This is a genomic window from Idiomarina sp. (assembly GCF_048265525.1).
Classification (GTDB): Bacteria; Pseudomonadota; Gammaproteobacteria; order Enterobacterales; family Alteromonadaceae; genus Idiomarina.
The window spans coordinates 523109-545488 of the sequence record NZ_JBLXBI010000001.1; the positions used below are offsets into that span (position 1 = coordinate 523109).

Annotated in this window: 23 protein-coding genes and 1 tRNA gene; 11 read left to right on the top strand and 13 right to left on the bottom strand. The window is 45.8% G+C overall.

Going from position 1 to position 22380, the window contains the following annotated elements:
* Window positions 1-9 precede the first annotated feature (9 nt).
* The 8 genes from ACN0TF_RS02535 to asnC all read right to left on the bottom strand — a co-directional run bounded on the left by ACN0TF_RS02535 (window position 10) and on the right by asnC (window position 9047).
* Complete coding sequence (locus ACN0TF_RS02535; protein ID WP_110014015.1) at window positions 10-1164, bottom strand: efflux RND transporter periplasmic adaptor subunit; 1155 nt, start codon at window positions 1162-1164, stop codon at window positions 10-12.
* Window positions 1165-1233: 69 nt separating this feature from the next.
* Window positions 1234-2250 (bottom strand): zinc-binding alcohol dehydrogenase family protein, encoded by a 1017-nt coding sequence (locus ACN0TF_RS02540; protein ID WP_110014014.1) that lies wholly within the window; start codon window positions 2248-2250, stop codon window positions 1234-1236.
* Between the two features lie 73 nt (window positions 2251-2323).
* Complete coding sequence (locus ACN0TF_RS02545) at window positions 2324-3334, bottom strand: ArsA family ATPase (RefSeq protein WP_417440629.1); 1011 nt, start codon at window positions 3332-3334, stop codon at window positions 2324-2326.
* Window positions 3335-3369: 35 nt separating this feature from the next.
* Window positions 3370-3642 (bottom strand): cory-CC-star protein, encoded by a 273-nt coding sequence (locus tag ACN0TF_RS02550; RefSeq protein ID WP_011233950.1) that lies wholly within the window; start codon window positions 3640-3642, stop codon window positions 3370-3372.
* Between the two features lie 20 nt (window positions 3643-3662).
* On the bottom strand, window positions 3663-5342 hold the full coding sequence (locus ACN0TF_RS02555) for a carbon starvation protein A (protein ID WP_110014012.1): 1680 nt from the start codon (window positions 5340-5342) through the stop codon (window positions 3663-3665).
* A 122-nt stretch (window positions 5343-5464) separates the two neighbouring features.
* The gene (locus tag ACN0TF_RS02560; protein WP_016341288.1) at window positions 5465-5638 is read right to left on the bottom strand and encodes a DUF1328 domain-containing protein; all 174 of its coding nucleotides are present in this window, start codon (window positions 5636-5638) and stop codon (window positions 5465-5467) included.
* 137 nt (window positions 5639-5775) lie between these two features.
* Window positions 5776-8394 carry a M14 family zinc carboxypeptidase gene (locus tag ACN0TF_RS02565; RefSeq protein ID WP_417440630.1) on the bottom strand — a complete coding sequence of 873 codons (2619 nt, stop codon included), beginning with the start codon at window positions 8392-8394 and terminating at the stop codon, window positions 5776-5778.
* Between the two features lie 182 nt (window positions 8395-8576).
* Window positions 8577-9047 carry a transcriptional regulator AsnC gene (gene asnC, locus ACN0TF_RS02570; protein ID WP_110014010.1) on the bottom strand — a complete coding sequence of 157 codons (471 nt, stop codon included), beginning with the start codon at window positions 9045-9047 and terminating at the stop codon, window positions 8577-8579.
* 150 nt (window positions 9048-9197) lie between these two features.
* On the opposite strand from asnC, the gene asnA reads away from it, so the two are divergent.
* The 5 genes from asnA (at window position 9198) to ACN0TF_RS02595 (ending at window position 13041) form a co-directional block, all read left to right on the top strand.
* The gene (gene asnA / locus ACN0TF_RS02575) at window positions 9198-10178 is read left to right on the top strand and encodes an aspartate--ammonia ligase (protein ID WP_417440631.1); all 981 of its coding nucleotides are present in this window, start codon (window positions 9198-9200) and stop codon (window positions 10176-10178) included.
* A 56-nt stretch (window positions 10179-10234) separates the two neighbouring features.
* A complete protein-coding gene (locus tag ACN0TF_RS02580) occupies window positions 10235-10825 on the top strand; it encodes a TetR family transcriptional regulator C-terminal domain-containing protein (protein WP_417440632.1) in 591 nt (196 codons plus the stop codon).
* Window positions 10826-10845: 20 nt separating this feature from the next.
* Window positions 10846-11583 (top strand): SDR family oxidoreductase, encoded by a 738-nt coding sequence (locus ACN0TF_RS02585; RefSeq protein WP_417440633.1) that lies wholly within the window; start codon window positions 10846-10848, stop codon window positions 11581-11583.
* Window positions 11584-11589: 6 nt separating this feature from the next.
* Window positions 11590-12573: an LLM class flavin-dependent oxidoreductase gene (locus ACN0TF_RS02590; RefSeq protein ID WP_417440634.1), complete on the top strand. Its 984-nt coding sequence runs from the start codon at window positions 11590-11592 to the stop codon at window positions 12571-12573.
* A gap of 84 nt (window positions 12574-12657) precedes the next feature.
* A complete protein-coding gene (locus ACN0TF_RS02595) occupies window positions 12658-13041 on the top strand; it encodes a glutathione S-transferase N-terminal domain-containing protein (protein ID WP_417440635.1) in 384 nt (127 codons plus the stop codon).
* Here ACN0TF_RS02595 and ACN0TF_RS02600 read toward each other — a convergent pair.
* Window positions 13038-13880 carry a TIGR02285 family protein gene (locus ACN0TF_RS02600; RefSeq protein ID WP_153849077.1) on the bottom strand — a complete coding sequence of 281 codons (843 nt, stop codon included), beginning with the start codon at window positions 13878-13880 and terminating at the stop codon, window positions 13038-13040. The two genes, ACN0TF_RS02595 and ACN0TF_RS02600, sit on opposite strands and share 4 nt — an antisense overlap.
* 115 nt (window positions 13881-13995) lie before the next feature.
* Here ACN0TF_RS02600 and ACN0TF_RS02605 point away from each other — a divergent pair, with 115 nt between their 5' ends.
* From ACN0TF_RS02605 to ACN0TF_RS02615, 3 genes are all read left to right on the top strand, one after another.
* Window positions 13996-14502, top strand: a complete 507-nt coding sequence (locus tag ACN0TF_RS02605; protein WP_417440636.1) for an alpha/beta hydrolase — start codon at window positions 13996-13998, stop codon at window positions 14500-14502.
* A 3-nt stretch (window positions 14503-14505) separates the two neighbouring features.
* Entirely contained in the window at window positions 14506-14910 is a 405-nt protein-coding gene (locus ACN0TF_RS02610; RefSeq protein ID WP_417440637.1) for an HIT domain-containing protein, read from the top strand.
* 67 nt (window positions 14911-14977) lie between these two features.
* Window positions 14978-16033 (top strand): Fic family protein, encoded by a 1056-nt coding sequence (locus ACN0TF_RS02615; RefSeq protein ID WP_417440638.1) that lies wholly within the window; start codon window positions 14978-14980, stop codon window positions 16031-16033.
* Between the two features lie 31 nt (window positions 16034-16064).
* Here ACN0TF_RS02615 and ACN0TF_RS02620 read toward each other — a convergent pair.
* Window positions 16065-16141: transfer RNA gene (locus tag ACN0TF_RS02620), tRNA-Pro, on the bottom strand.
* Window positions 16142-16227: 86 nt separating this feature from the next.
* Window positions 16228-17862 (bottom strand): DUF3413 domain-containing protein, encoded by a 1635-nt coding sequence (locus ACN0TF_RS02625; protein ID WP_417440639.1) that lies wholly within the window; start codon window positions 17860-17862, stop codon window positions 16228-16230.
* A 67-nt stretch (window positions 17863-17929) separates the two neighbouring features.
* On the opposite strand from ACN0TF_RS02625, the gene yejK reads away from it, so the two are divergent.
* A complete protein-coding gene (gene yejK, locus ACN0TF_RS02630) occupies window positions 17930-18973 on the top strand; it encodes a nucleoid-associated protein YejK (RefSeq protein WP_417440640.1) in 1044 nt (347 codons plus the stop codon).
* 77 nt (window positions 18974-19050) lie between these two features.
* On the opposite strand, the gene cspD is transcribed toward yejK, so the two are convergent.
* The gene (cspD, locus tag ACN0TF_RS02635) at window positions 19051-19266 is read right to left on the bottom strand and encodes a cold shock domain-containing protein CspD (RefSeq protein WP_011233928.1); all 216 of its coding nucleotides are present in this window, start codon (window positions 19264-19266) and stop codon (window positions 19051-19053) included.
* Window positions 19267-19483: 217 nt separating this feature from the next.
* On the opposite strand from cspD, the gene clpS reads away from it, so the two are divergent.
* Both clpS and clpA read left to right on the top strand, forming a co-directional pair.
* Window positions 19484-19792, top strand: a complete 309-nt coding sequence (gene clpS, locus ACN0TF_RS02640; protein WP_011233927.1) for an ATP-dependent Clp protease adapter ClpS — start codon at window positions 19484-19486, stop codon at window positions 19790-19792.
* 27 nt (window positions 19793-19819) lie between these two features.
* Complete coding sequence (clpA, locus tag ACN0TF_RS02645; protein WP_417440641.1) at window positions 19820-22090, top strand: ATP-dependent Clp protease ATP-binding subunit ClpA; 2271 nt, start codon at window positions 19820-19822, stop codon at window positions 22088-22090.
* Between the two features lie 70 nt (window positions 22091-22160).
* Here the strand turns inward: clpA and infA are convergent, their stop codons facing one another.
* Window positions 22161-22379 carry a translation initiation factor IF-1 gene (infA, locus tag ACN0TF_RS02650; protein ID WP_008489926.1) on the bottom strand — a complete coding sequence of 73 codons (219 nt, stop codon included), beginning with the start codon at window positions 22377-22379 and terminating at the stop codon, window positions 22161-22163.
* Window position 22380: the final 1 nt, after the last annotated feature.

Here is a 22380-nt window from a genome sequence, read left to right on the forward strand (position 1 = left end):
TGACTTCCCTTACTGCTGCTGTTCAGAGTTAGATGAATCGATAGTCACCGATGCGCCCGGACGAATTTTTTGCAGACCCGAAGTGACAACGGTATCGCCTTCTTTAAGGCCTTCAGATACTAACCAACTGCTGCCTACAGCGCGTTCTGTCGTTATCATCCGTTGTTCAACTTTTTTGTCATCATTTACCAGCATGACATAAGGTCGTCCTCTGGGGTCACGAGTTACGGCTGCTTGTGGTACTTTAATGGCTGAGTTGATAGTGCCTTCGCTAACTTCAGCACGCACAAACATGCCGGGATACAGTGTTTTATCCGGGTTAGGGAATTCAGCACGCAATAGAATTGCTCCTGTATCTTCATCGACACTGACTTCAGAGAAAAGCAGTTCACCTTTTTGATCGTAATCCAGACCATTTAATTTGAGACGAACTGGTGCATTACCTTTCTCGTTCGCTTGAATACGGCCAGATTTTATATCAGCCTGTAATTCCATAAATTGCTTACTGGACTGGTTGATATCAACATAAATTGGATCCAGTTGATTAATCGTAACCAAAGGTTCAGTCTGCGATGCTGTTAATAATGCGCCTTCAGTGAAATTAGAACGGCCAATGACACCGTTAATAGGTGCGTTGACTTTCGTGTACTCAAGGTTAATGCTGGCATTTTTTAACTGGGCTTCAGCCACTGAAACAGCCGCTTTGTTTTGATAGAAGGTAGCTTCTGCGCTATCAAACTCGTCCTGGCTTACTGCGTTCTCTTCAAGCAACTCCTGGAAACGTTTATAACGAAGCTCTGAGCTGCGTAACACGGCCTTCGCGCTTTCAACTTCAGCTTCTGCACTGGCTAATTCAGCTTCATAAACTGCCGGATCAATTTGATAAAGTTGTTGTCCTTTTTCTACAAAGGCACCTTCTTCAAAAGTTCGTTTCAGCAGTACACCGCTAACTTGCGGACGCACCTGAGCAACTCGGTAGGCAGCTGTGCGTCCAGGCAAATCGGTACTAAGACTGATTGACTCAGGCGTTACGGTAATCACATCAACCTGGGCTGCTTGCTGCTGACCTTGTTGCTGCTGTTGTTGGTCACTGCATGCGGTTAGTGCTCCCGTTAACAGAAGACCCGCGGCAAAAATGGGGGCAAACCTAAAACGCGTGTTCATTAAATTACCTCTGACCTATTAATTTATATCAATCCGGAATTATACATACATTCATGTATGTTTGTAAAACTATTCGGCGACAGTTAGCGCTATTTTTCCGATAGTTTTTTGACTTTCTAGTGCCTGATGCGCCTTCCGGAGATTATTCGCATTCATTTCGCCAAAGCTTTTACCAAGAGTCGAACGGATCTGGCCTTTTTCGACCATTTTCGCAATATGGTTCAGTAATTCCTGCTGCTTTATCATGTCTGCTGTAGTAAACATAGAACGGGTAAACATAAACTCCCAGTGCAAGCTGATGCTTTTTTGCTTCATCAGGGTAATATCGAGACTTTCTGACGGATCATCGATAAGGCAAAAACGCCCCTGAGGTGCCATCAATTTCATGCATTGTGCGAAGTATTGTTCGCTGTGAGTCAAACAGGCCACATCGGTTACCGGGGAGGCGCCAACAGACTCTATCTGCTCAGCCAAGTCGTCGTAATGATTGATAACGTGGTCAGCTCCCAGAGCTTTTACCCATTGTTGTGACTCTGCTCGGGAGGCTGTAGCGATAACGGTGACATCGGTTAGCTGAGCGGCAAGCTGAATTAAGATAGACCCAACGCCACCGGCTCCGCCTATGACCAATAGAGTTCTTTTGTTTTGCGGTGAAGGTTTATCAACCTGTAAGCGATCGAATAGAACTTCCCAGGCAGTAATGCTGGTCAGAGGGAGTGCGGCTGCCTGAGTGTCATCGAGGTTCTCTGGTGCTTTGCCTACAATGCGATAATCAACGGTTTGCAATTGCGCGTTACAACCTGGTCGGGTCAAGTCACCCGCGTACCAAACCCTGTCTCCGGTTTTAAAGCCGGTTACTTTATCTCCGGTAGAGACAACTTCACCGACAGCATCCCAGCCAATAATTTTGTGGCCAGACTCAGGCGCCATGCGCATCCTGATTTTGGTATCAACCGGATTAACGGCTACCGCTTTAACTTTAACCAGTAAATCGTTTGCTCCCGGAGTCGGGTCATCGACGGTAATATCCAGCAGTGAATTCGGATCTTCGGCCGGAAGTGATTCTTTGTATCCTACAGCGCGCATAGTCTTCTCCTTAATTAACAACAATCACACTGTATACGTATTATTAGAGAAAGCGATGACAAAAAAATGGCAGTTAGGATGAAAATCCTGCTTGCTCCAGATTATTTGCAAAGGCTTCTAATGCGTCGAGACCTTGCACATCTTCTTCTAATAGATAAAGAGAGTAATTTCGCCATGCTTTAAAACGTTTGTGAATGTCTTCTATGTAAGTTTTTTCCTGAAGCCTGCGTTTGGCCAAAAAGCTGCCGTCGGCCTGTTCAGGCAATATTCTATTAATGACAACACCACCAACGGGTAACTTTTCTGCGGTTAACGATTGTAATGCACGATCGGTTTCCTGGATAGGGAGCCGTTCGGGTGTCAGCACAAACAGAATGGATGTGTAACTGCTATCCTGCAATAAGCGCCGGGTTCGTTGAAAAAGCCTCTGTCGAGTTAATAGTTGTTCTGTAATTGCTCTGGTGCGATCGGTCATACCGTCGCTGGCATTGTCTTTAGGGTCAGCCATTGGGTTATTAATGTCTTTACCGGCTTTGGGCGATAAGTGCTCAAGAACTGAGTCGAAGTCTTCAGAGCGCTTTTGCGAACGCAACATACCCTGAGTCCAGGCAGCCATTGCCTCGGGTAAAGTCAGTAAACGCAGGGTATGTCCGGTTGGGGCTGTATCAAAAATTAGTAAGTCATAGTCCTTTTCGGCTTCATCAATAACATTGCAAATTCGTTCCAGCAAAGCGGCTTCCTGAGCCCCCGGCGACTGCTGGGTTAAACGCATTTGACGCTCAATTTCAGGAAAAAGGTCAGGGTTAGTAAAACGTTTCATTTGAGAACTGACCCTGTCGATATGAGCTTTAACCTCGTGGTCAGGATCAATTTCTAATGCGGTTAAATTCTCGCGCATGATAGTTTTTTTATCGCCGATTTTCTTGTCGAATACATCGGCCAGGCTATGCGCCGGGTCGGTTGAAACCAGCAGTACTTTTTTACCTTGGCGTGCAGCAAGAACCGCCAGAGCAGAAGACACTGTTGTTTTACCAACTCCGCCTTTACCACCAACTAATAAAACTTTCTTATCGCTTAACAACATGAGAAATGAACCCTGTTTTTGGTCGGGTTATAAAATTAGCAACAACGGAAGTGATCAAGAGGTGAGTGTTCCATCCCCATGCGTTGATGCCATTCGTGGAAACGTTCCAGCATTAATGGCTGTAACTCTAAAGTATAATAGGCGGCCGGGTTCGGCACGCCCATCATTTCAGAAAAAACCAGTAGCATGAATAAATCATCTTCATCGCGCTTTGCCCGGGCAATAGCAGAACGATAGGGCGCATTATAAAACTCATTGGCCAAATCACTTGCCCGGCTGAACCAACGGCGCACTGACTGTATATTCATGCTACTTACTCCAGTTACTTTTATTGCTGCTTCTGGGCTTTTTGTTCCTTACGGATTTTAGTTAAGCCTGCGCTAGCTTCAAGAGCAATCCAGATAGCGGCAACCAGCACCACTAAATCCAGACCCATTAAGAACCAGTCACCGCTGTTATAGAAATCTTTAAGCTGAACAATAAGAGCGAAGACTGTCATTATCAACAGGAAAATTAACGGTATTAAGGTGTAATACATTGGTCGGCCTAAGCGCACCAACATGACCGTAATAACCAACAAGGTCAACCCTGCTAATAACTGGTTTGTGGTACCGAACAGAGGCCATATAACTAAGCCGCCGGAACCGTCTGCGCCGCCAGCACCGAAGGCTAACAATAAGCAGCTTCCTACAGCTAGCATCGTTGCCGGAAAGGCTTTTTGCATCCAGTTAATGTTATACAGGTTTCCCCATTCCTGGAAAATATAGCGTTGCAGACGTAATCCAGTATCCATTGTGGTACCGGCAAAAAGCACAGCCATTACCGTCAGCAGGGTTTCTGATACGCCAATGTCCAGGCCAAGCCCCTGACTAATAATGTTGGCGCCACCTTCAACAAAGGCTGATACGCCGCCTTGTCCGAAAGAAGAGTAGACCGCTTCCCAGTCGGCTAATGTTGCAAAACCGGCTGTGGCAGCGATGATAGTCGCCAGCGACAATGAGCCTTCACCAACCGCACCAAAGTATCCCACAAAGCGGGCATCGGTTTCTTTATCAAGTTGCTTAGAGGTTGTGCCAGATGCAACCAGACCGTGGAAGCCCGAAATTGCCCCACAGGCTATGGTCACGAACAACAGCGGCAACATTGATGGGGTGCCTTCCGGAGTGTTGCTATTGAAGGCCGGTGCTGAAATTTCCGGAGCCAGTAATAAGGTGGCGCCGTAAAGCAAAATAAGACCGATGAAAAGCTGCAGACCGTTGATGTAATCACGTGGCTGAAGCAACATCCAAACAGGTAGTAACGAAGCGATGGCTGCGTAGCCAAACAGGATAAGAACCCATTGCGCGTTGTCGCTAATACCCATTACCGTTTCCGGCAATTCTATTGGGAATGATGGACCTGCCCAGATAAGTGCGTACAGCGCTAGTACACCGATAATGGATATTGCACCTAAGCCCATCCATTTACGGAAAATAATTTGTCCGATAATAAGCGCGACAAATATGGCACCCCAAACCGGTACTACTGAGCTGGAGAATTTAATCAGCAGACCCGAAATAGCGGTGGCGAACACTGCGTTAACCATTAGTAACACAAGGAAGATAACGATCATAAACAGCGTTTGAGAGCGCTTGCCTACAACATCGCCGGTCAGGTTACCGATAGATTTGGCTTTATTACGGTTACTTGCCCAGATAGCGCCAGCATCGTGTACGCCAGCAAAAAATATGGTACCGAAAATAACCCATAAGAAAGCAGGTACCCAACCCCAGATAACCGCGATGGCAGGACCAATAATAGGTGCCGCACCGGCTACAGAAGTAAAGTGGTGGCCCCACAGAACGTATTTATTGGTAGGGACGAAGTCGACGCCGTCTTCTAATTCGTGAGCGGGTGTTCTGAAGTCTGGATCAAGCTTAAAAATTTTCTCAGCAATGAATTTAGAGTAAAAAACGTAACCGAGAAACATTGCGCCTAAACCCAGAACCATCATTACGATTGCGTTCATGGCAAGAGCCTCATTGTTGTAGTGTTAGACAGATAACGAAAAATGCCAACAGTTATTGTATCGTAGATTCAATAACTGTTGGCATACGACCAATGTCTAATATCTAACAAAGGCTAAAACATTTAAAGCCTTTTATTACCCTGAAGCAGGCGGACAACTAAAGAAATCGCAAAGAGGATAATAAAGATATAGAAGATAATTTTGGCTATTCCGGCTGCTGTTCCGGCAATTCCACCAAAGCCTAAAATAGCAGCAACTACAGCCACGGCTAGAAAGATAAGAACCCAACGTAACATATTCACCTCACTGATTAATTTAGAAGATTCAATTAGTAAGGTAGACCATGATTTGAAAAATAACCAATATGTCCAAGTGTAAAAAAACCGCTAAGACGGGAAGTCCTAACGGTTTTTATTTCTCAAAAGCTAATTAATTAATGGGCTTCTGCGGCGGCATCAGCTGCCGCTTTATCGTCCAGTTTTTTCGCATAAACCTGAATACGGGGAGCTAAATAAATAGCATTACTGAGTAATTTAGCGGTTCCCCAAAAATAGGCGCGGAAATTAACGTTGTCGGCAAAACCAATAACCTGACCGCTGCCTAAGCGATGGGCGGCAATATTGGTTTTACCTTTTAGTATTTCGCGATTGCGCTCATCTGTGTAGCCACTCATTAAAGGCTGCTCTGAATAGCGGGCAACTGAAACGAAAGGCGACTCCGGCTCTTCCATAGCGGCTGCCGAATTCTTGAATACCGGCATTTGGTCACGCGGGAAGCCAAAGAATAACGGATGAGAAGTGTCGACATCCATTGAGAATATCGCTCCGGCAATTCGTTGTTCGGCGTAGAAATCGTCACGTTCTTCGTAACTTAGCTGCTTTTTAGCAAAAGCGTTCTGGAAGACGGCGTCATCAACAAAGCGAGTTTGTAGAAGACCGTTCTCTGCCAACCATTCAGCACCACCGCGCTGACCAATTATTGTTCCGCCCTGGCTTACCCAGTTTTGGATTTTCTTACGCAGTTTTTTATCTAAATTGCTGTAATGTCCGTCCACCATAATAATATGGCTATAACGGGTTAAGTCAGCTCTGGATAAACGCTCAGTATCAACCATCGACAATGGAATACCTACATGGCGGTCAAGGTAATACCAGGTTTCACCAGCTTCGTATAGGTTAACACCCGCGCCGGTTAGCATCATTACGCTGGGTTTCTCTACCGGCTGAATATTGCGGCTACCCAGGTCAACACCTTCAGGTGTCAATCCGGTCTCGATAGAGGTTACCTGAATACCTTTTTCTTTTGCTGCAGTAGCCAGACGGCGTTGTACATCGCGCCATTCCCGCTGCTGATAGGCTTTAGGTACAACAATAGAGCCTGCTGAAAATTCCTGACGGCCTTGTTCACCTTCTACAGTGAAGGGCTTGGTGGTCTGACGAGCGTGAATGTTCTGCTCTAGTAATTCCTGTAATAAGCCGGGAGCGTGGTAATCGTTCCAATTAAATGCATAAGCGTAGGCATCAGTGAGAGCCGATGTCTTGCGCTTTGGCGCATCCCAGGCGTTATCCGCTATTTGAATACGACCACGATGAGTCTCAAATGGCACGTTAAAGGCTAATGGTAAAGTCCAGCCAGAAACATCGTAGAAGGTATTGTTCGGGAAACTCTTACGAGTACTGAATATTCCCTGAATTAAGCCGTATTGAGCCTGAGCCAGAGGGATGTAATAACTGCTTCCGGCTTTAAACTGAGTACCGTTCTGCTCTATATCTTTTTCTACACGGTAAGCTTTAATACCGTGCTGTTTAAATATTTTCAGTAAGCCTTCTACACGTGACGGGTCGCTTGAGTCACCAATTAGATAACCTTCGAATTTAGCCTTTTGTGCGGCCTCCATACCTTCGTCGTAAGCACGCTCCTGAAACTCAATAAAACGACTTTTGTTTTTGTGCGTGCCGTAAATGGTACTGAGTGAAGCGACAAACTGGTTACGAATAGTGAACGGAAAGCTGACTTCACCATTAACCGAGTCCTGCAGGTGTCCTCGGCTGGAGGCTTGTTCAAATAAAATACCTACGGCGCCCTGAATGTCAGGGTAGGTAGAGCCTTTGCCATAGTAAAAGTCATCAAATGATTCTTCGGTGTAATACAGGCTGCCAATATCATCCAGCGAGTCAGCGTGTTCTGCCGCAAGAATTTCGGTTAAGCGCACGTTTTCATCTGGCGTTAATGGGTTTTTACGAGACGGAATACCCGGCTGGAAGAAATACGTGCTGTTGGTTCCCATTTCGTGGTAATCGGTCAGTACGTTTGGCTTCCATTTCTGAAAGTTAGCGATACGCGCGCGCGATTCAGGGTGTTGCAGTAACAGCCAGTCGCGGTTCATATCGAACCAATAGTGGTTAACCCGACCTCGGGTGAACGGCTGCACGTGTTCGCGATGCTGAGGATCCGCAACTAAATTTTGTCCGCGGTGCTGGTTTGCCCATTGTGCGAAGCGAGCAAGACCGTCCGGGTTAAACGCCGGATCAAGCAGAATAACTGAATCATTCAAAAGCTCATCTACGGCTTCGCCTTCAGCGGCTGCAAGGTAATAAGCAAAAAGTATTGCTGCATTACTACCGCTCGATTCGTCTCCGTGAATACTGTAGCCCATATACATGACCACCGGCGTATTGTCCGGGTCGGCATCACGGTTTGGATCAGCTGCGGCCAAATGACGCTCACGAACGTCATCAATATTGCGGTGGTTGTCTTCTGAGGTGACGGTAAGAAGTAACAAAGGACGCTGCTCATGTGTGCGACCGGTCACTTCCAGCGTAATACGATCCGACTCTTCGGCAAGAACTTCCATATACTTTACAATTTGCTCGGGGCGGGCATGCCATTCACCAACCTGATAACCCAGCACATCTTTGGGTTTGGTAATTTCCGGGTTGTAACTGACATCCTGTGGCAGATAGTAAGAAAGGTCTGTTGTTGCTGCCATAGAAGGCAGGGCAACGATGACCAATGCGGCCGCGGTGACACGGCTTAACATTCGCTTCAGCATAGATAAATCCCCTTGGTGTTATTATGACAATACCATAACAAAAGCGTAACGCATTGACTGTTGTTTTCGGCGGGTCGCAGATTTTTAGCGATGCTTATCGCTTTTTCATTTGGTAGTCGTACATGGGGTCGTAGTAGTCAACCAGTAAGCCTTCTATCCACTGTTTATGCAGTTCTGCGCTGTCATGGCTGTATGTCCCTGTTAATTGGCTGCTGTAGTGAAATGAGCGTTTCTGTCGACTGTATTTCATCAATAGCCTGAATTCGGTTGATTAGCGTGTGCTGCAATTCGTTAATTGATGGCGTCATAATTTTAATAAAAACATTGTACTGACCGGTGGTGTAGTACGCCTCAATAACTTCTTCGAGCTTTTCCAGTTTCTCAATTGCGGCCGGGTAGTCGCCCGCGCTTTTCAAGGTAATGCCAATGAAACAACAGACATCGTAGCCTAAGCGTTTGGCGTTAACCTGTAAACGTGTGCCCTCAATAATTCCGGCACGCTTCATTTTTTCAACCCGCACGTGAATAGTGGCCGGACTCACCTTATAGCGTTTGGCCAGCTCAGCATAAGGAATACGTGCGTCTTCCATCAGAGTTCTTAGTATGGAACGGTCCAGATCATCGATTTGATAATTTTCAGGTGATTTTTTCATGTTTTATTAAAGCTTCGTTAATTAACTTAGGTATAAATTAACGGAAAATAATAAGTAAAGCTATTTTTATTAAACGTTATTGAATAAATAAACATAAAAGGTATTAATTGAATCGTGTTTTTATTCTTTTGTTAACGATTCGGAGTATTTATGAAGTCACAATACATGTTACAGCAACAGAAAATTCAGTCCGTAAAAGCCTGCTTTACTCAGCAGTTGCAGCTTCAGCTCGGGCTTATTGAAGTGCAGTCGCCACTACTAAGTGAATTGGGCAGTGGTGTTCAGGATGATCTGTCGGGCTGGGAAAAGGCGGTTGCAGTCAAAGTAAAAGCCGTGCCCGACAAAGATTATGAAGTAGTTCATTCGTTGGCTAAGTGGAAGCGCTTTACCCTTGGCCGTTACGGCTTTGGTGCCGGCGAGGGCATCGTTACCCAGATGAAAGCTCTGCGGCCCGACGAAGAAGCTTTGAGTTCCGTACATTCTGTTTACGTTGACCAGTGGGACTGGGAAAAAGTCATTACTGAAGAGCAGCGTTCGCTGGCGTTTCTGATCCAGACAGTTGAGCGAATCTATGGTGCTCTGCGTCAAACCGAGCAGCAATACATTGAACAACACGGTGGCACGGAAACTTTGCCAGAGGCAATTCATGTTGTGCATGCCGAGGACTTGATCACTGCTTACCCAAGCCTTACCGCAAAACAGCGTGAGCGTGAGGTGGTTAAGCAGTATGGAGCAGTATTTCTGGTGGGCATTGGTGGTGAGCTGAGTCATGGTCATGCGCATGACGTCAGAGCGCCGGACTATGATGACTGGAGTTCTGTCAACGAGGAGGGTAGTACTGGTTTAAACGGCGACATTCTTGTCTGGCACCCGGCATTAGATGACGCGCTGGAACTTTCGTCTATGGGGATACGTGTTGACCAGCAGGCATTAAAGCGACAGTTGGTTATTAGCCAACAGGAAGAAAAGCTCCAGCTACCCTGGCACCAGTCCTTGTTAGCGGGTGAGTTGCCTTTAACTATCGGTGGAGGAATAGGGCAGTCGCGTTTGGTGATGCAAATTTTACAAAGCGACCACATTGCTAAAGTGCAGTGCGGTGTCTGGCCGGAACCCATTGCTGAAGCCCTATAGTTGCAATTAACAGACTGATCTTGAAGTTTCTAGACGACTGGTCTAATATAGGTCGCATGACTAAGAATGACACACGACAAAACATCATAACAATCGGTGCTGACCTGATATCCATACATGGGTTCGGCAGCACCGGCTTGAATAAAATTCTGAGCGAGGCTCAAGTGCCTAAGGGCTCTTTTTATCATTACTTCAAAAGTAAGAATGATTTTGGCCTGGCTGTTATCGAAACCTACGCCGAGGATTATGAGGCACGCATGGACGAAACTCTGGCTAACGAAAAATTGGAGCCAGTTGATCGTCTGCGCAGTTATTTGCGTCGCTCGGTAGAGGATTTAAAGTCGTGTGATTTTTCCAAAGGCTGCTTGATAGGCAACCTTGGTCAGGAAATGGCCTCGCAGAGTGACTTATTTCGCGAACGGTTAGATGACATTTTTTCTGACTGGGAGCAGCGTATTGCTCGGTGTTTAAAAGCTGCGCAGGACGCACAGCAAATTCAGCAATGCATTGACACCGAACAGATGGGAGCCTTCATTCTTTCTGGTTGGCAGGGAGCACTACTGCGAGCCAAAGTTCAGCGTTCTATGCTGCCGCTACTGCGTTTTGAAGAGATGATATTAAAGCAGTTAGGGGCAGTTGACCAATAGCACTAACCGGAGGTAAAGCTATGTCAGAAGTACAAGATAAAGTTGTAATTATTACGGGTGCAAGCAGCGGTTTAGGTGAAGAAACCGCTCGCATGCTTGCGGCAAAAGGCGCAAAACTGATGTTAGCGGCGCGCCGCGAAGATCGTCTAAAAGAATTGACTGAGTCAATTATAAAAGACGGAGGCCAGGCAGCTTACCGTGTGGTTGATGTAACCGACAAAGCGGCCGTACAAAAACTGGCTGATGACACTAAAGCTGAATTCGGTCGTATTGACGTACTGATTAATAACGCCGGACTTATGCCACTGGCACCACTCGATGCGCTGAAAGTGGATGAGTGGGACACCATGATTGATGTGAACATTAAAGGTGTTCTATATGGCGTAGCTGCTGTATTACCGGTTATGCGTGAACAGCATGTCGGTCATATCATCAACCTGTCATCGGTTGCAGGTCAGAAAGTCTTTGCCGGCGGAACGGTTTATTGCGCAACTAAGTTTGCGGTAAAAGCGATTTCCGAAGGCATTCGTCAGGAATCTAACGGTGAAATTCGCGCGACCAATATTTCACCGGGCGCTGTAGCAACAGAACTGACGGACCACATTAGTGACAAAGACGCGAAAGAAATGGCTGACAGTTTGTATTCAGACGCTATTGATTCTGCAGCTATTGCCCGTGCCATTACGTTTGCGATTGAGCAGCCTCAGCAAGTTGACGTTAATGAAATGATCATTCGTCCAACCAAGCAAGAGCTGTAATTTGTTATGAAATATTCAGTTCTTGATTTAGCACCTGTTACGGAAGGCGGGTCAGTGGCTGAATCATTGCATAATTCTGCTGATTTAGCCCAGCATGCAGAGCGGTGGGGTTACCACCGTTTCTGGATGGCTGAGCATCATAATATGACCGGAATAGCCTCGGCCGCAACGGCGGTTGCTTTAGGTTATGTCGCTGGCAAAACCGAAAAAATTCGAGTGGGTTCAGGCGGTGTTATGCTGCCCAACCATGCGCCTTTTGTGGTCGCTGAACAGTTTGGTACGTTGGATGCCCTGTACCCTGGACGTGTTGATATTGGTTTGGGCAGAGCGCCGGGAACAGACGGCCGAACTTTACGGGCGTTAAGACGTAAACCCGACGACGCCGAACGGTTTCCTAACGATGTTCAGGAACTTTTAGGTTACCTGGAAGAAGCGCAGGAAAGTGACGCGATTAAAGCTGTGCCTGGGTTTGGACAGAAAATTCCGGTGTGGTTGCTCGGCTCAAGCACTTTTGGCGCTCAGCTCGCTGCGCACTTAGGCCTGCCTTATGCCTTTGCATCGCATTTTGCACCAGACTATTTGCAGCATGCATTAAAAGCTTATCGCGAGAACTTTCGTCCGTCGCGTTACCTCAGCAAACCTTATGTTGCTGCGGCAATGAACGTTTTTGCTGCAGACAGCGAAAACGATGCGCGAAAAATGATGAGCTCAATGCAACAACAGTTTATTGCGTTGCGCCGCGGTACACCCGGACCTTTAAAAGCACCTGTGGATGATATAAGGACGGTTGCTGCGCCTCATGAACTGGCCGGGGCGAATCATGCATTAACTTACACGGCGGTTGGCACTAAGGATTCAGTTCAACGGCATATTAATCAGTTTATTGATGATACCGGTATAGATGAAGTTATTCTTACCTGTCATGCCTTTAATCATCAGGATCGTTTAAGGTCGTTCGAAATTGCCGCGGAAGCTTTAAACGGAAAGTGAAAAGCGTTTAGTTAAAAGACTGACGCTTTACCTTAAACACGTTAGAATAGCGGCACCTTTAACAGGCAGTCTGGTTGTATTTCTATGAGAATTATCATTCGTTACTTTTTTCGTACTCTACGGCTTATTTTAACTCCTATTGTTTTACTGGTCGAAAAATTGACCACGCCAAAAGGCCAGAGCCGCAGTGATGAGGCTCAACAACAGGTAGATGAAGCCTGCAAGTCGTTGGCTCTTTATCAATTTGCCGCTTGCCCGTTTTGCGTCAAGGTACGTAAGGAAATTGCCCGCCTTAATTTAAATATAGAATTAAGAGACGCAAAAAATAATGAGCAGCACAGACAAGAGCTGTTAGATGGCGGCGGCAGAGTTAAAGTGCCGTGTTTGCGCATTGAGCAGGACGATAAAGTACAGTGGATGTATGAGTCCGATGACATTAACCAGTATTTTCAACAGCGCTTCGCTTAATCAACCATTGGGCGACTAGTTCCTAACCACTGATCCAGGCTTTTTTGAAAGTCCGGATCAGCTTTAAGTTCATTGATGACTTCATTAAGGTGTCGCACAGCTTTACGTCCCCATTCATTATTACTGCAACCAACCGCGCCCTCAATAACCACACCCTCGTACTCTTCAATAGGCAAAAACACCAGTCCGCTGTTTTTAAATTCTGTTTCGTTGTAGTAAGTCATAATCATTTCATAATCGATAGTGTAATCAATACGCTCGTTGACTATCATAGTCAGCAAGTTGATGTGGGCATTGTCGCCGCTGATAAAACTGAAATTATCTGAATCGATAAGGTGCTCTTCCAGTAGAGGCTGCAGGCGGCCGTAACGGCGTTCAGCCGGTTGCGCAAAGCGTAAATTTGAGTCCTGAACCAGGCTGGAAAAATCTACTGGCTGGCCATACTTTCCAATGATTCTGGCCGCGGTGTCAGCACGGGTAATTATGCCGTGTGGTTGATACCGGTGAGTTGTGTCGGTGTAATTAAACTCGGAATTGTAACTTGCTCCTTTAATCAGGCAGGGAAAGCAGAGGTTCTTGTTCTTTTTCATAAGCATGGTAATACGGCGGGAGGGCAGCTTTCTGACCTTGTGCGACAGTTCCGGTAGCTGGCGCTGAAAGCTGCTGACTAAAGCATCGCAAAAGCCTTGTTCTTCGTATTTACCATCAAATATATGAAACGGCGGGGAGGAGTTTACTCCCCAGATAATGTCTTCATGCTCGGCAAGGCTGCTTGAGCTAAACAGAGCCACTATAGATAATGCGGTGTACAGCGCAACAAGTTGCTTGTTAAAGGTCATAGTAACCGCCTTTCTTTATAATGAACGTTTTGACTATCATGATAAAAGCTTACATTGTTACTTAATTGTTATATCTGATAGTTTTATCTAAGCACAAAATATAGGTAATTGCTAAATGCTGGTTATTTTTAATCACGGAAAAGAGAGCGGCCCCTGGGGCAGCAAAATTAAAGTTTTAGCAAAAACCTCTGAAGCTATGGGGTTTAGCGTAACCAGTGTCGATTATCAGGGTATTGATGATCCTGATCAGCGCGTGGAAAAACTCACAACATATATTGAAGCACTAACGGAAAATTTCTTACTGGTCGGTTCCAGCATGGGCGGTTATGTGGCAACGGTAGCTGCAGCTAAAACTAAAACAAAGAGCCGGGGGCTGTTCTTAATGGCTCCGGCCTTTTACTTAGGTGGTCAGGCAAATTTTGATGAACTAACACCGGCTTGTGAGACTCAAATTATTCATGGCTGGAACGACGATATTGTTCCTGTTGAAAACAGTTGGCGTTATGCGGAAAGAACCAGGGCAGAGTTACACATGGTGAATGATGACCACCGTTTAATTGACAGCTTGCCGCAAACTAATGCACTGTTTAAACGGTTTCTTGAAACATTACTAAAAGGGTAGGTTATGGAATATACATTAGCTCCGGAATTAGCCAGAGACAGTTACCATTTAACCGATTGGCCGCTATGCGAAGTCAGAGTCATGAATGACAGGCAATTTCCGTGGTTTTTGTTGGTTCCTAAAGTGGCAGACGTGCGTGAAGCCATAGACCTTTCTGAAGATGACCAACTACAGTTGTTACAAGAAAGCAGGTTTCTATGCCACTGGCTAAAAGCTGAATACCAACCCGATAAACTCAATGTTGCCGCTTTAGGAAATCAGGTTCCGCAGTTGCATGTGCACCATATAGCGCGGTTTCAAACTGACGTTGCCTGGCCGGCTCCAGTCTGGGGAAAGCAACCTATGCTTCCGCTGGAAGAAAGTGAAGTGGCCAGGCTGCAATCGGTCTTCGCTGATATTACAGTGTAAGTGTTTTAGACTGAGTGTATGCGTTAACAAAATAACGGAGAGTAACCCCAGAGGTTACTAAGAACAAATGGCAGCAGATTATTTGATTACCAGTAAATGCGTGAATTTAGTGGCGCAAATAAGCACCGACTTCGGCCGTTGGTTAGCATTACTTGAATCCGATAAAAGCAATTTGGAAGATTTTAAGTCTCAACAACTGCCAATTAAAGCTTATGCGTCGGTTGGACTGGATGAGCAGTCACAACCGCTGGAGGGTATTCGTTTAGATGAAGCCTATAAAAAGCTGTCTGAGTGGAATTTACACTCGGAGTTGGATCTTAAAAATGCTCACCAGATGATTTGCGCCGCAGTAACGCCCAGTGCCGGAAGTTACCGGGCAACGGGAATGGGCGTTTACCGCAACAACAAGCTGGTTCATATGACCGCGCCGGCGGGGCAGGCCGGGAAGTCGGTAAGAAGTCTATTGTCCTGGTTAGACGAAAGTAACGAACACCCTTTAATTAAAGCCGCTATTTTTTTACAGCAGTTCGAATTCATTCAACCGTTTTCTGTTGCCAACGGTTGTGTAGGAAGACTCTGGTTTAGCCTTATTTTAGCCCAATGGCATCCGGCAGTTGCCTGGTTAAGCTTTGAACAAACTTTTAAATTCAACAAAGATGAATACCTTGACTGCTTGCGCCGCTCAATTAGTGAAAATGACAGAGGTCTTATGGTTGAGTTTATTCTGGATTGTTTGCAACAGAGTATTTCAACCACAGTGAAAGAAGAAAAAGACAAAGCAGCGGTGCTGGAAGAAGCGAATATTTCGCATGATTTTTCTAGTGAAAGGGTAGTGAGTTCGGTAAAAAGTTCGTTGTTAGGTTCGGATAACGGTTCGGGTAAAGATCGATTTTCGGGAATGAGTACACGAAACATGGTACTTAGGCTATTAAATGAGCAACCCGAATGGAGTGCCGCCAGAGTCGCTGAAGTGTTGAATATTTCGTCGCGTGCGGTAGAAAAACACATTTCTAAATTGAAAGAACAAGGAGTATTAATTCGAAAAGGTTCTGCCAGAGGAGGTTACTGGCGAGTGGCAACTGAAATGGGAGAGCAACTTAGCTTACCAGAATGGAACCAGTGAATGCTTTATTGAGTGTCACTAGAAGAATAATTGGTCGGCGTGAGAGGATTTGAACCTCCGACCCCTGACACCCCATGACAGTGCGCTACCAAGCTGCGCCACACGCCGACCGAGGACTGCTATGTTACTGGATTAAGCCGAATTAGCAAGTCTCAACAAGCTCTCCGATGCTCGACTGCTGCTATTTTCGACAATTAATCCTTGTTTTCAGTTTCGCTAAAGCGTTTTAAATCTTTCAGGGCGTCGATAAGCACCGGAACGGGCGGTTCGGCCTGTTTTTTCAGTTCAAAATCGCTGCTGCTGTATACGCTAAACTGACCACTATTATCTAAAATCGTAATCTCTTTCTGGTCGTAAATAACAATATAAGGACTGTAGGTTTCAACCAGTGGCCAGCGACGTTTAGATGTCTGCAAGCTTTCCCCATTGGTGTAATTTTTATGAGAACCTGCGCAGGAGATACGATCTTCCAGCATGGTTGGAACTAAATCCATAAGTCCGGCTATAGGTTGGTCTGCCAACTGGTAATTTCGCTGCCATAGCGGAACCTGCATGTTTTCAAGCGCAAACTGCTTGTTACCCAATAACTCTTCACTTTGCGCAGGAGACAACGCCGTGAGCAGCAGTTGTTGGTCTCCGGTTTGCTGAAGCACTTTATCTAAAGTAGAAATATCGTCTTCAGCAATTAAAATGACATTAATTTGGTTTTGAGGATGAGCGCTAAACTCTGCCAGCTTCTGGCTTTGCCAGTCGGGATGAAACTGACTTAAGCTCAGAGAATCGTTCCAATTTTCGCTGTGATACCAGCGCACATCAAAATTAAAGTCGTTAAGCGGCTTAAGGTAAGCGGGTTTCAGCTGCTGTCGCTCAATGGACTCCTGATAAAAGTCGGGCAAGCCATAAAGCACCTGAAATAATCCGCCGTCGCGGTTCGGATGAGCCAGTAGTTTAAGCTCCGGTCGCTCTAGTTGATGTTTGGCTGCCAGAGTTTCCAGTTCTTTCTGAATTTCGCTGCTGCTACGTTCGAATAGAATCAGAGTTGTTGATTGCTGAGAGTCTATTTTAGAGCATAAAAGCGGGTGCTGAGGATACTTAAGTTTTATTTTATCGGTAGCCATCAGCATTTGTTGTCTGGCCTGGTAGCTTTCAACATCAATGACTCCATGTTTAGCCATTAATGTTTTAGCCGTTGTTGGATAGGACAACGGAAACATATCGTCTTGCTGGGTAATAGGGTCGTACAACACCGCGTCAGCCCAAACATGAATACTGTGACTAACGAAAAAGCATAAAAGGAAAATGGCTGTAACCGGGGCGCCGATTTTCCGTTGTTGTAAATCTTCCAGACGTTTCCAGGCGAGGTTAGCCAGCAGCAGCTGTATTCCGACAGTCAGTAAGAAACCTAACAGAACACCGGAAATAATAACGAAACTAGCCCCTGTGAAAACCGCTTCTGCATCGCGGGTCATTTGCGCCATAGAGTAGGTATTTAAATGATAACCGTACTGCCGAAAGAACAGCGCATCGGCGATAAGTGCTATCAGGCCGAATGAGGCTATCAGGGCGGCAAACCCTCGTAATATTTTGGAGTAGGGAACAACCAGGCAAAACGGAAATATCAGAATAATGAAGAATATAAAAGGCAGGAAGGCAAAGTGACCTATCCAGCTGACAAGCATGTAGAGATTACCGATAGCCGTGGAAGGCTTCGGGGCCGCTTCAATATACAAAAGTCCAATAAACAGGCAAAGGATGATATTGGCAAAGGTAAACCAATGTCCCCAGCTTATTAATCGGGCAATTTTATCCCTACGTTGGTACTTTCCCATCGTTCGTCAGTCCCGTGTTACAATGGCATTATAGTAACACAGCAAAACAGCAAGGATAGTCCCCGTTATGCAATTGCGGATAGAAGAAAGCATTATTCACCAGTTTTATCAAAATGACGGACAAGTCGGGCTTCGGCTGGCTCCTTCGGCGTTAACGGAAGATGACCAGTTGCACGATTTGTTAGTCGAATTAACGGACGTGTATACCAGCAAACCGGCAAAAGGTTATGCGAGTTTTCTTAAAGATGATGAAGAGGGGGAACCCGGTCCTTTTCCTGAGCATTTAACCTCCTGGTATGACGGGCAACTAGACTTTGTCGAATTCAGCCAGCAGTCTGCCAAGCTATTGCTGGAACAACTGCAAAACTATAATTTGTTAGAAGCGGGCTTTTTGTTAGTCACTCGCTACCAGCATATTAGTACTGAGTATCTATTGGTCTGCTTCTTACCCGTTAAAGAAGGGGTAACAATAAACCCCGAGCTGGCTGTTGACCGCTCGTCGCAGTTAGATATAACAAAAGTTCAATTGGCGGCTCGTATTGACTTAACCGAGTGGAAAACATCTCCGGAAAGTGAGCGGTACATTTCCTTTATTAAGGGACGTGCCGGCCGCAAGGTTTCAGACTTCTTTCTGGATTTTCTGGGATGCACTGAGCGTTTAAACTCAAAAGCGCACACACAACAGTTAGTCGATTCCGTTCAAGAATATGCGAAACAGTCCGAACTGGAAACGGAACAACGCCAAGCCTTGAACAAAGCGGCTTATGAATATTGTGACGACCAATGGAAGCAGGGCGACACAGTAAAGATTAAAGATCTATCAGAGCAATTTGCAGAGCAGTACCCGGTAGAAAAAAGCTTCGAGAGTTTCTCAAAGGATTTTGCTGAACAGAATTCTCGTGAATTAGTCGATGATTTTCCGGCAGATAAGTCGACATTACGCAAGTTAGTTAAGTTTCAGGGACAAGGCGGAGGCGTCAGCGTTGGCTTTGATCACACCGCCCTGGGAGAGAGAGTGCATTATGACGCGGCGACAGATACATTGACAATTAATGGTACGCCGCCAAATTTACGTGATCAATTACGGCGTTATTTTGGTATAGATAGTTAGTTGAAGTGATTAAGTAAATTAAAACGCCGGACAAGCCGGCGTTTTGAAAGTACTTAAATTGTTTGGTTTAGCCGATGTTATTTATCGGCAGCGCCGGGAACAATGTTGTTGGCATGCAAGCCTTTGGGGCCTTCTTCGAGTTCAAACTCTACGGGTTGCCCCGCTTTAAGTGTGCGATAGCCTTCCATTTCAATGGTTGAATAGTGAGCGAAAATATCACCTTCGCGGTCCTCGCTTTCGATAAAGCCGAAGCCCTTCGAATTATTGAACCATTTGACTTTTCCGGTAGCCATACTTCTACATCCTTCTTCTGCAACAGATAGATAGTTTATTATTATTAGGTGCGGTGGCTTGAAAAATCGCCGATTTAGCACCATGTTTAACTCTAGGTGACGTGAGTGATTAGTCAAGCCCTAAAGTTCAAAAAATAACCTTGATTGTTAATATTTTGGTTGTTTTTTTATATTTTCTGGTAAATTTAAAACTATTATTATGGCAGGTTGTTAATAAATGAGTCAGTTTGATCACCAGCACCTTAGCGATACAGAGGAAAAGCAGGAGCTCAAGCCACCATCCATGTATAAGGTCATTATTAATAATGACGATTACACCCCTATGGATTTTGTGATTGAAGTATTGATGAGATTTTTTAAGATGGATCAGGAGCGCGCCACGGACACCATGTTACAGGTGCATTATAAAGGAAAGGCCGTTTGCGGTGTATATTCTGCGGAAATCGCCGAAACTAAAGTAGTACAGGTAAATCAGTATGCTCGGGAAAATCAGCATCCATTATTGTGTACCATGGAGCAAGAATGATCCGGGTTGGCTGGTAAGGAGTGGTCTATGTTGAATAAAGCCCTTGAATTAACGCTAAACGATGCGTTTAGGCTAGCGCGCGAACGTAATCATGAATTGATGACAGTTGAACACTTGCTAATTGCATTACTGGATAACCCAGATGCATCGGAAGCGCTTCGAGCTTGTGGGGCAAACTTTCAACAATTGAAAGAAGAACTATTAAGTTATATTGACCGCAGTACGCCGCTGTTTGGTCCGGAAGAAGAAAGTCCGGACACTCAACCTACGCTTGGTTTTCAGCGAGTTTTGCAGCGCGCGGTATTTCATGTTCAGTCATCCGGTAACGCTGAGGTAACGGGCGCCAATGTATTGGTTGCCATTTTCAGTGAACAGGAATCTCAAGCCGTCTATCTGCTAAGTAAAAACGATATTACCCGACTGGATATCGTTAATTTCATTTCTCATGGTATTTCTCGTATCGATGACGATGAGCCTATGGACGAAGAAATGGCGGAAGAAGAGGCCGTTAAGGGTGGAGAAGAGCAAGAGAGCTACTTGAAGCGCTTTTGTGCCAATCTTAATGTGCAGGCAAAGGAAGGCAAAATTGACCCTCTAATTGGCCGCGATTTTGAGCTGGAACGGTGTGCGCAAATTCTTTGCCGCCGTCGTAAGAATAATCCGTTGTTAGTCGGCGAAGCCGGTGTGGGTAAAACTGCTATTGCAGAAGGTCTGGCTTATCGCATTATTAAAGGTGAAGTACCGGAGATACTCGCGGATGCCACCATCTATTCACTGGACATGGGCGACCTGCTGGCGGGCACAAAATACCGTGGCGACTTTGAAAAGCGCTTCAAAATGCTTTTAAAAGAGCTGCAGGAAAAAGAACACGCTATTCTTTTCATTGACGAAATTCATACGATTATCGGTGCCGGCGCTGCCAGCGGTGGTGTTCTGGATGCCTCTAATTTAATCAAGCCGTTGCTTTCAAGTGGGCAGCTTAAGTGTATTGGCTCCACTACTTACAATGAATTTAAGAACGTTTTTGAAAAAGACCGAGCGCTGGTTCGTCGCTTCCAGAAAATTGATGTGGTTGAGCCCTCTGTAGAGGACACCACTAAGATTCTAATGGGTCTTAAAGAGCGCTACGAAAGTCATCATGGTATTCGTTATACGCAACCTGCTATTAAAGCGGCAGCGGAGCTCTCTGCTAAATACATTAATGAGCGCCATTTGCCCGATAAAGCCATTGATGTAATGGATGAAGCCGGTGCTTCCCAGCGTTTATTGCCGCCGTCCAAACGCCGTAAAACGGTGGGGGTGTCGGATATTGAAACCATTATCGCCAAAATAGCCCGCATTCCGGAACAATCAGTTTCCCGGTCCGACCAGGACTTACTGAAGCAGCTGGATCGTAACCTGAAAATGGTGGTGTTTGGTCAGGATGAAGCTATCGATAAGCTCACCGGTGCTATACGGTTGTCCCGTTCGGGTCTTGCCAACGATAACCAGCCAATAGGTTCGTTCATTTTTGCCGGACCAACGGGTGTTGGTAAAACCGAGGTAACACAGCAACTGGCGAAAGCTATGGGCATTGAGCTGGTGCGCTTTGATATGTCGGAATACATGGAGCGCCATGCGGTCAGTCGACTAATTGGTGCGCCTCCGGGTTATGTAGGATATGAGCAGGGCGGTTTATTGACCGACGCGGTAATCAAGCAGCCACATTGCGTGTTGCTGTTAGATGAGCTGGAGAAAGCCCACAGCGATGTATTTAACATTCTGTTGCAGGTGATGGATAACGGCACTTTAACGGACAATAACGGCCGTAAAGCTGACTTCCGTAACGTGATTATTGTTATGACAACCAACGCGGGTGTTCGTGAAACTGTGCGTAAGTCTATTGGCTTTAAGCAGCAGGATCACAGCTTCGATGCGCTGGCTGAAATTAATAATATTTTCACACCGGAGTTTCGTAACCGTCTGGATGGTATTGTCTGGTTTAACCATCTGTCACCGGAAGTACTGGAACAGGTTGTCGATAAATTTATTTGTGAACTGCAGGCTCAGTTAGATAAAAAAGGCGTGTCGCTTGAGGTTGACCCTTCTGCTCATGCCTGGATTGCAGAAAAAGGCTATGACAAGGAAATGGGTGCGCGCCCAATGAGTCGGGTTATTCAGGAACACTTGAAGAAAACCTTAGCCAACGAAATTCTGTTCGGGAAACTGGCTAGTGGCGGCAGCGTGAAAGTGACTGCTGATGGCACGGACGGACTGCAATTTGATTACGACAGCAAAAATGAAACCGTAGAAGGTTAATAAATCTTCGACAGAAATGAAAAAACCGGCTCATTAAATGAAGCCGGTTTTTTTTAATCCTCAGTGCGGATTAACGTGCGCGGAAGACGATGCGGCCTTTGGTCAGGTCGTAAGGAGTTAACTGCACAGTCACGGTATCGCCGGTCAGGATGCGGATATAGTGCTTACGCATTTTTCCTGAGATATGGGCAGTAACTACGTGACCATTTTCCAATTCTACTCGGAACATAGTGTTAGGAAGGGTGTCAAGAACCGTTCCCTGCATCTCAATACTGTCTTCTTTCGCCATT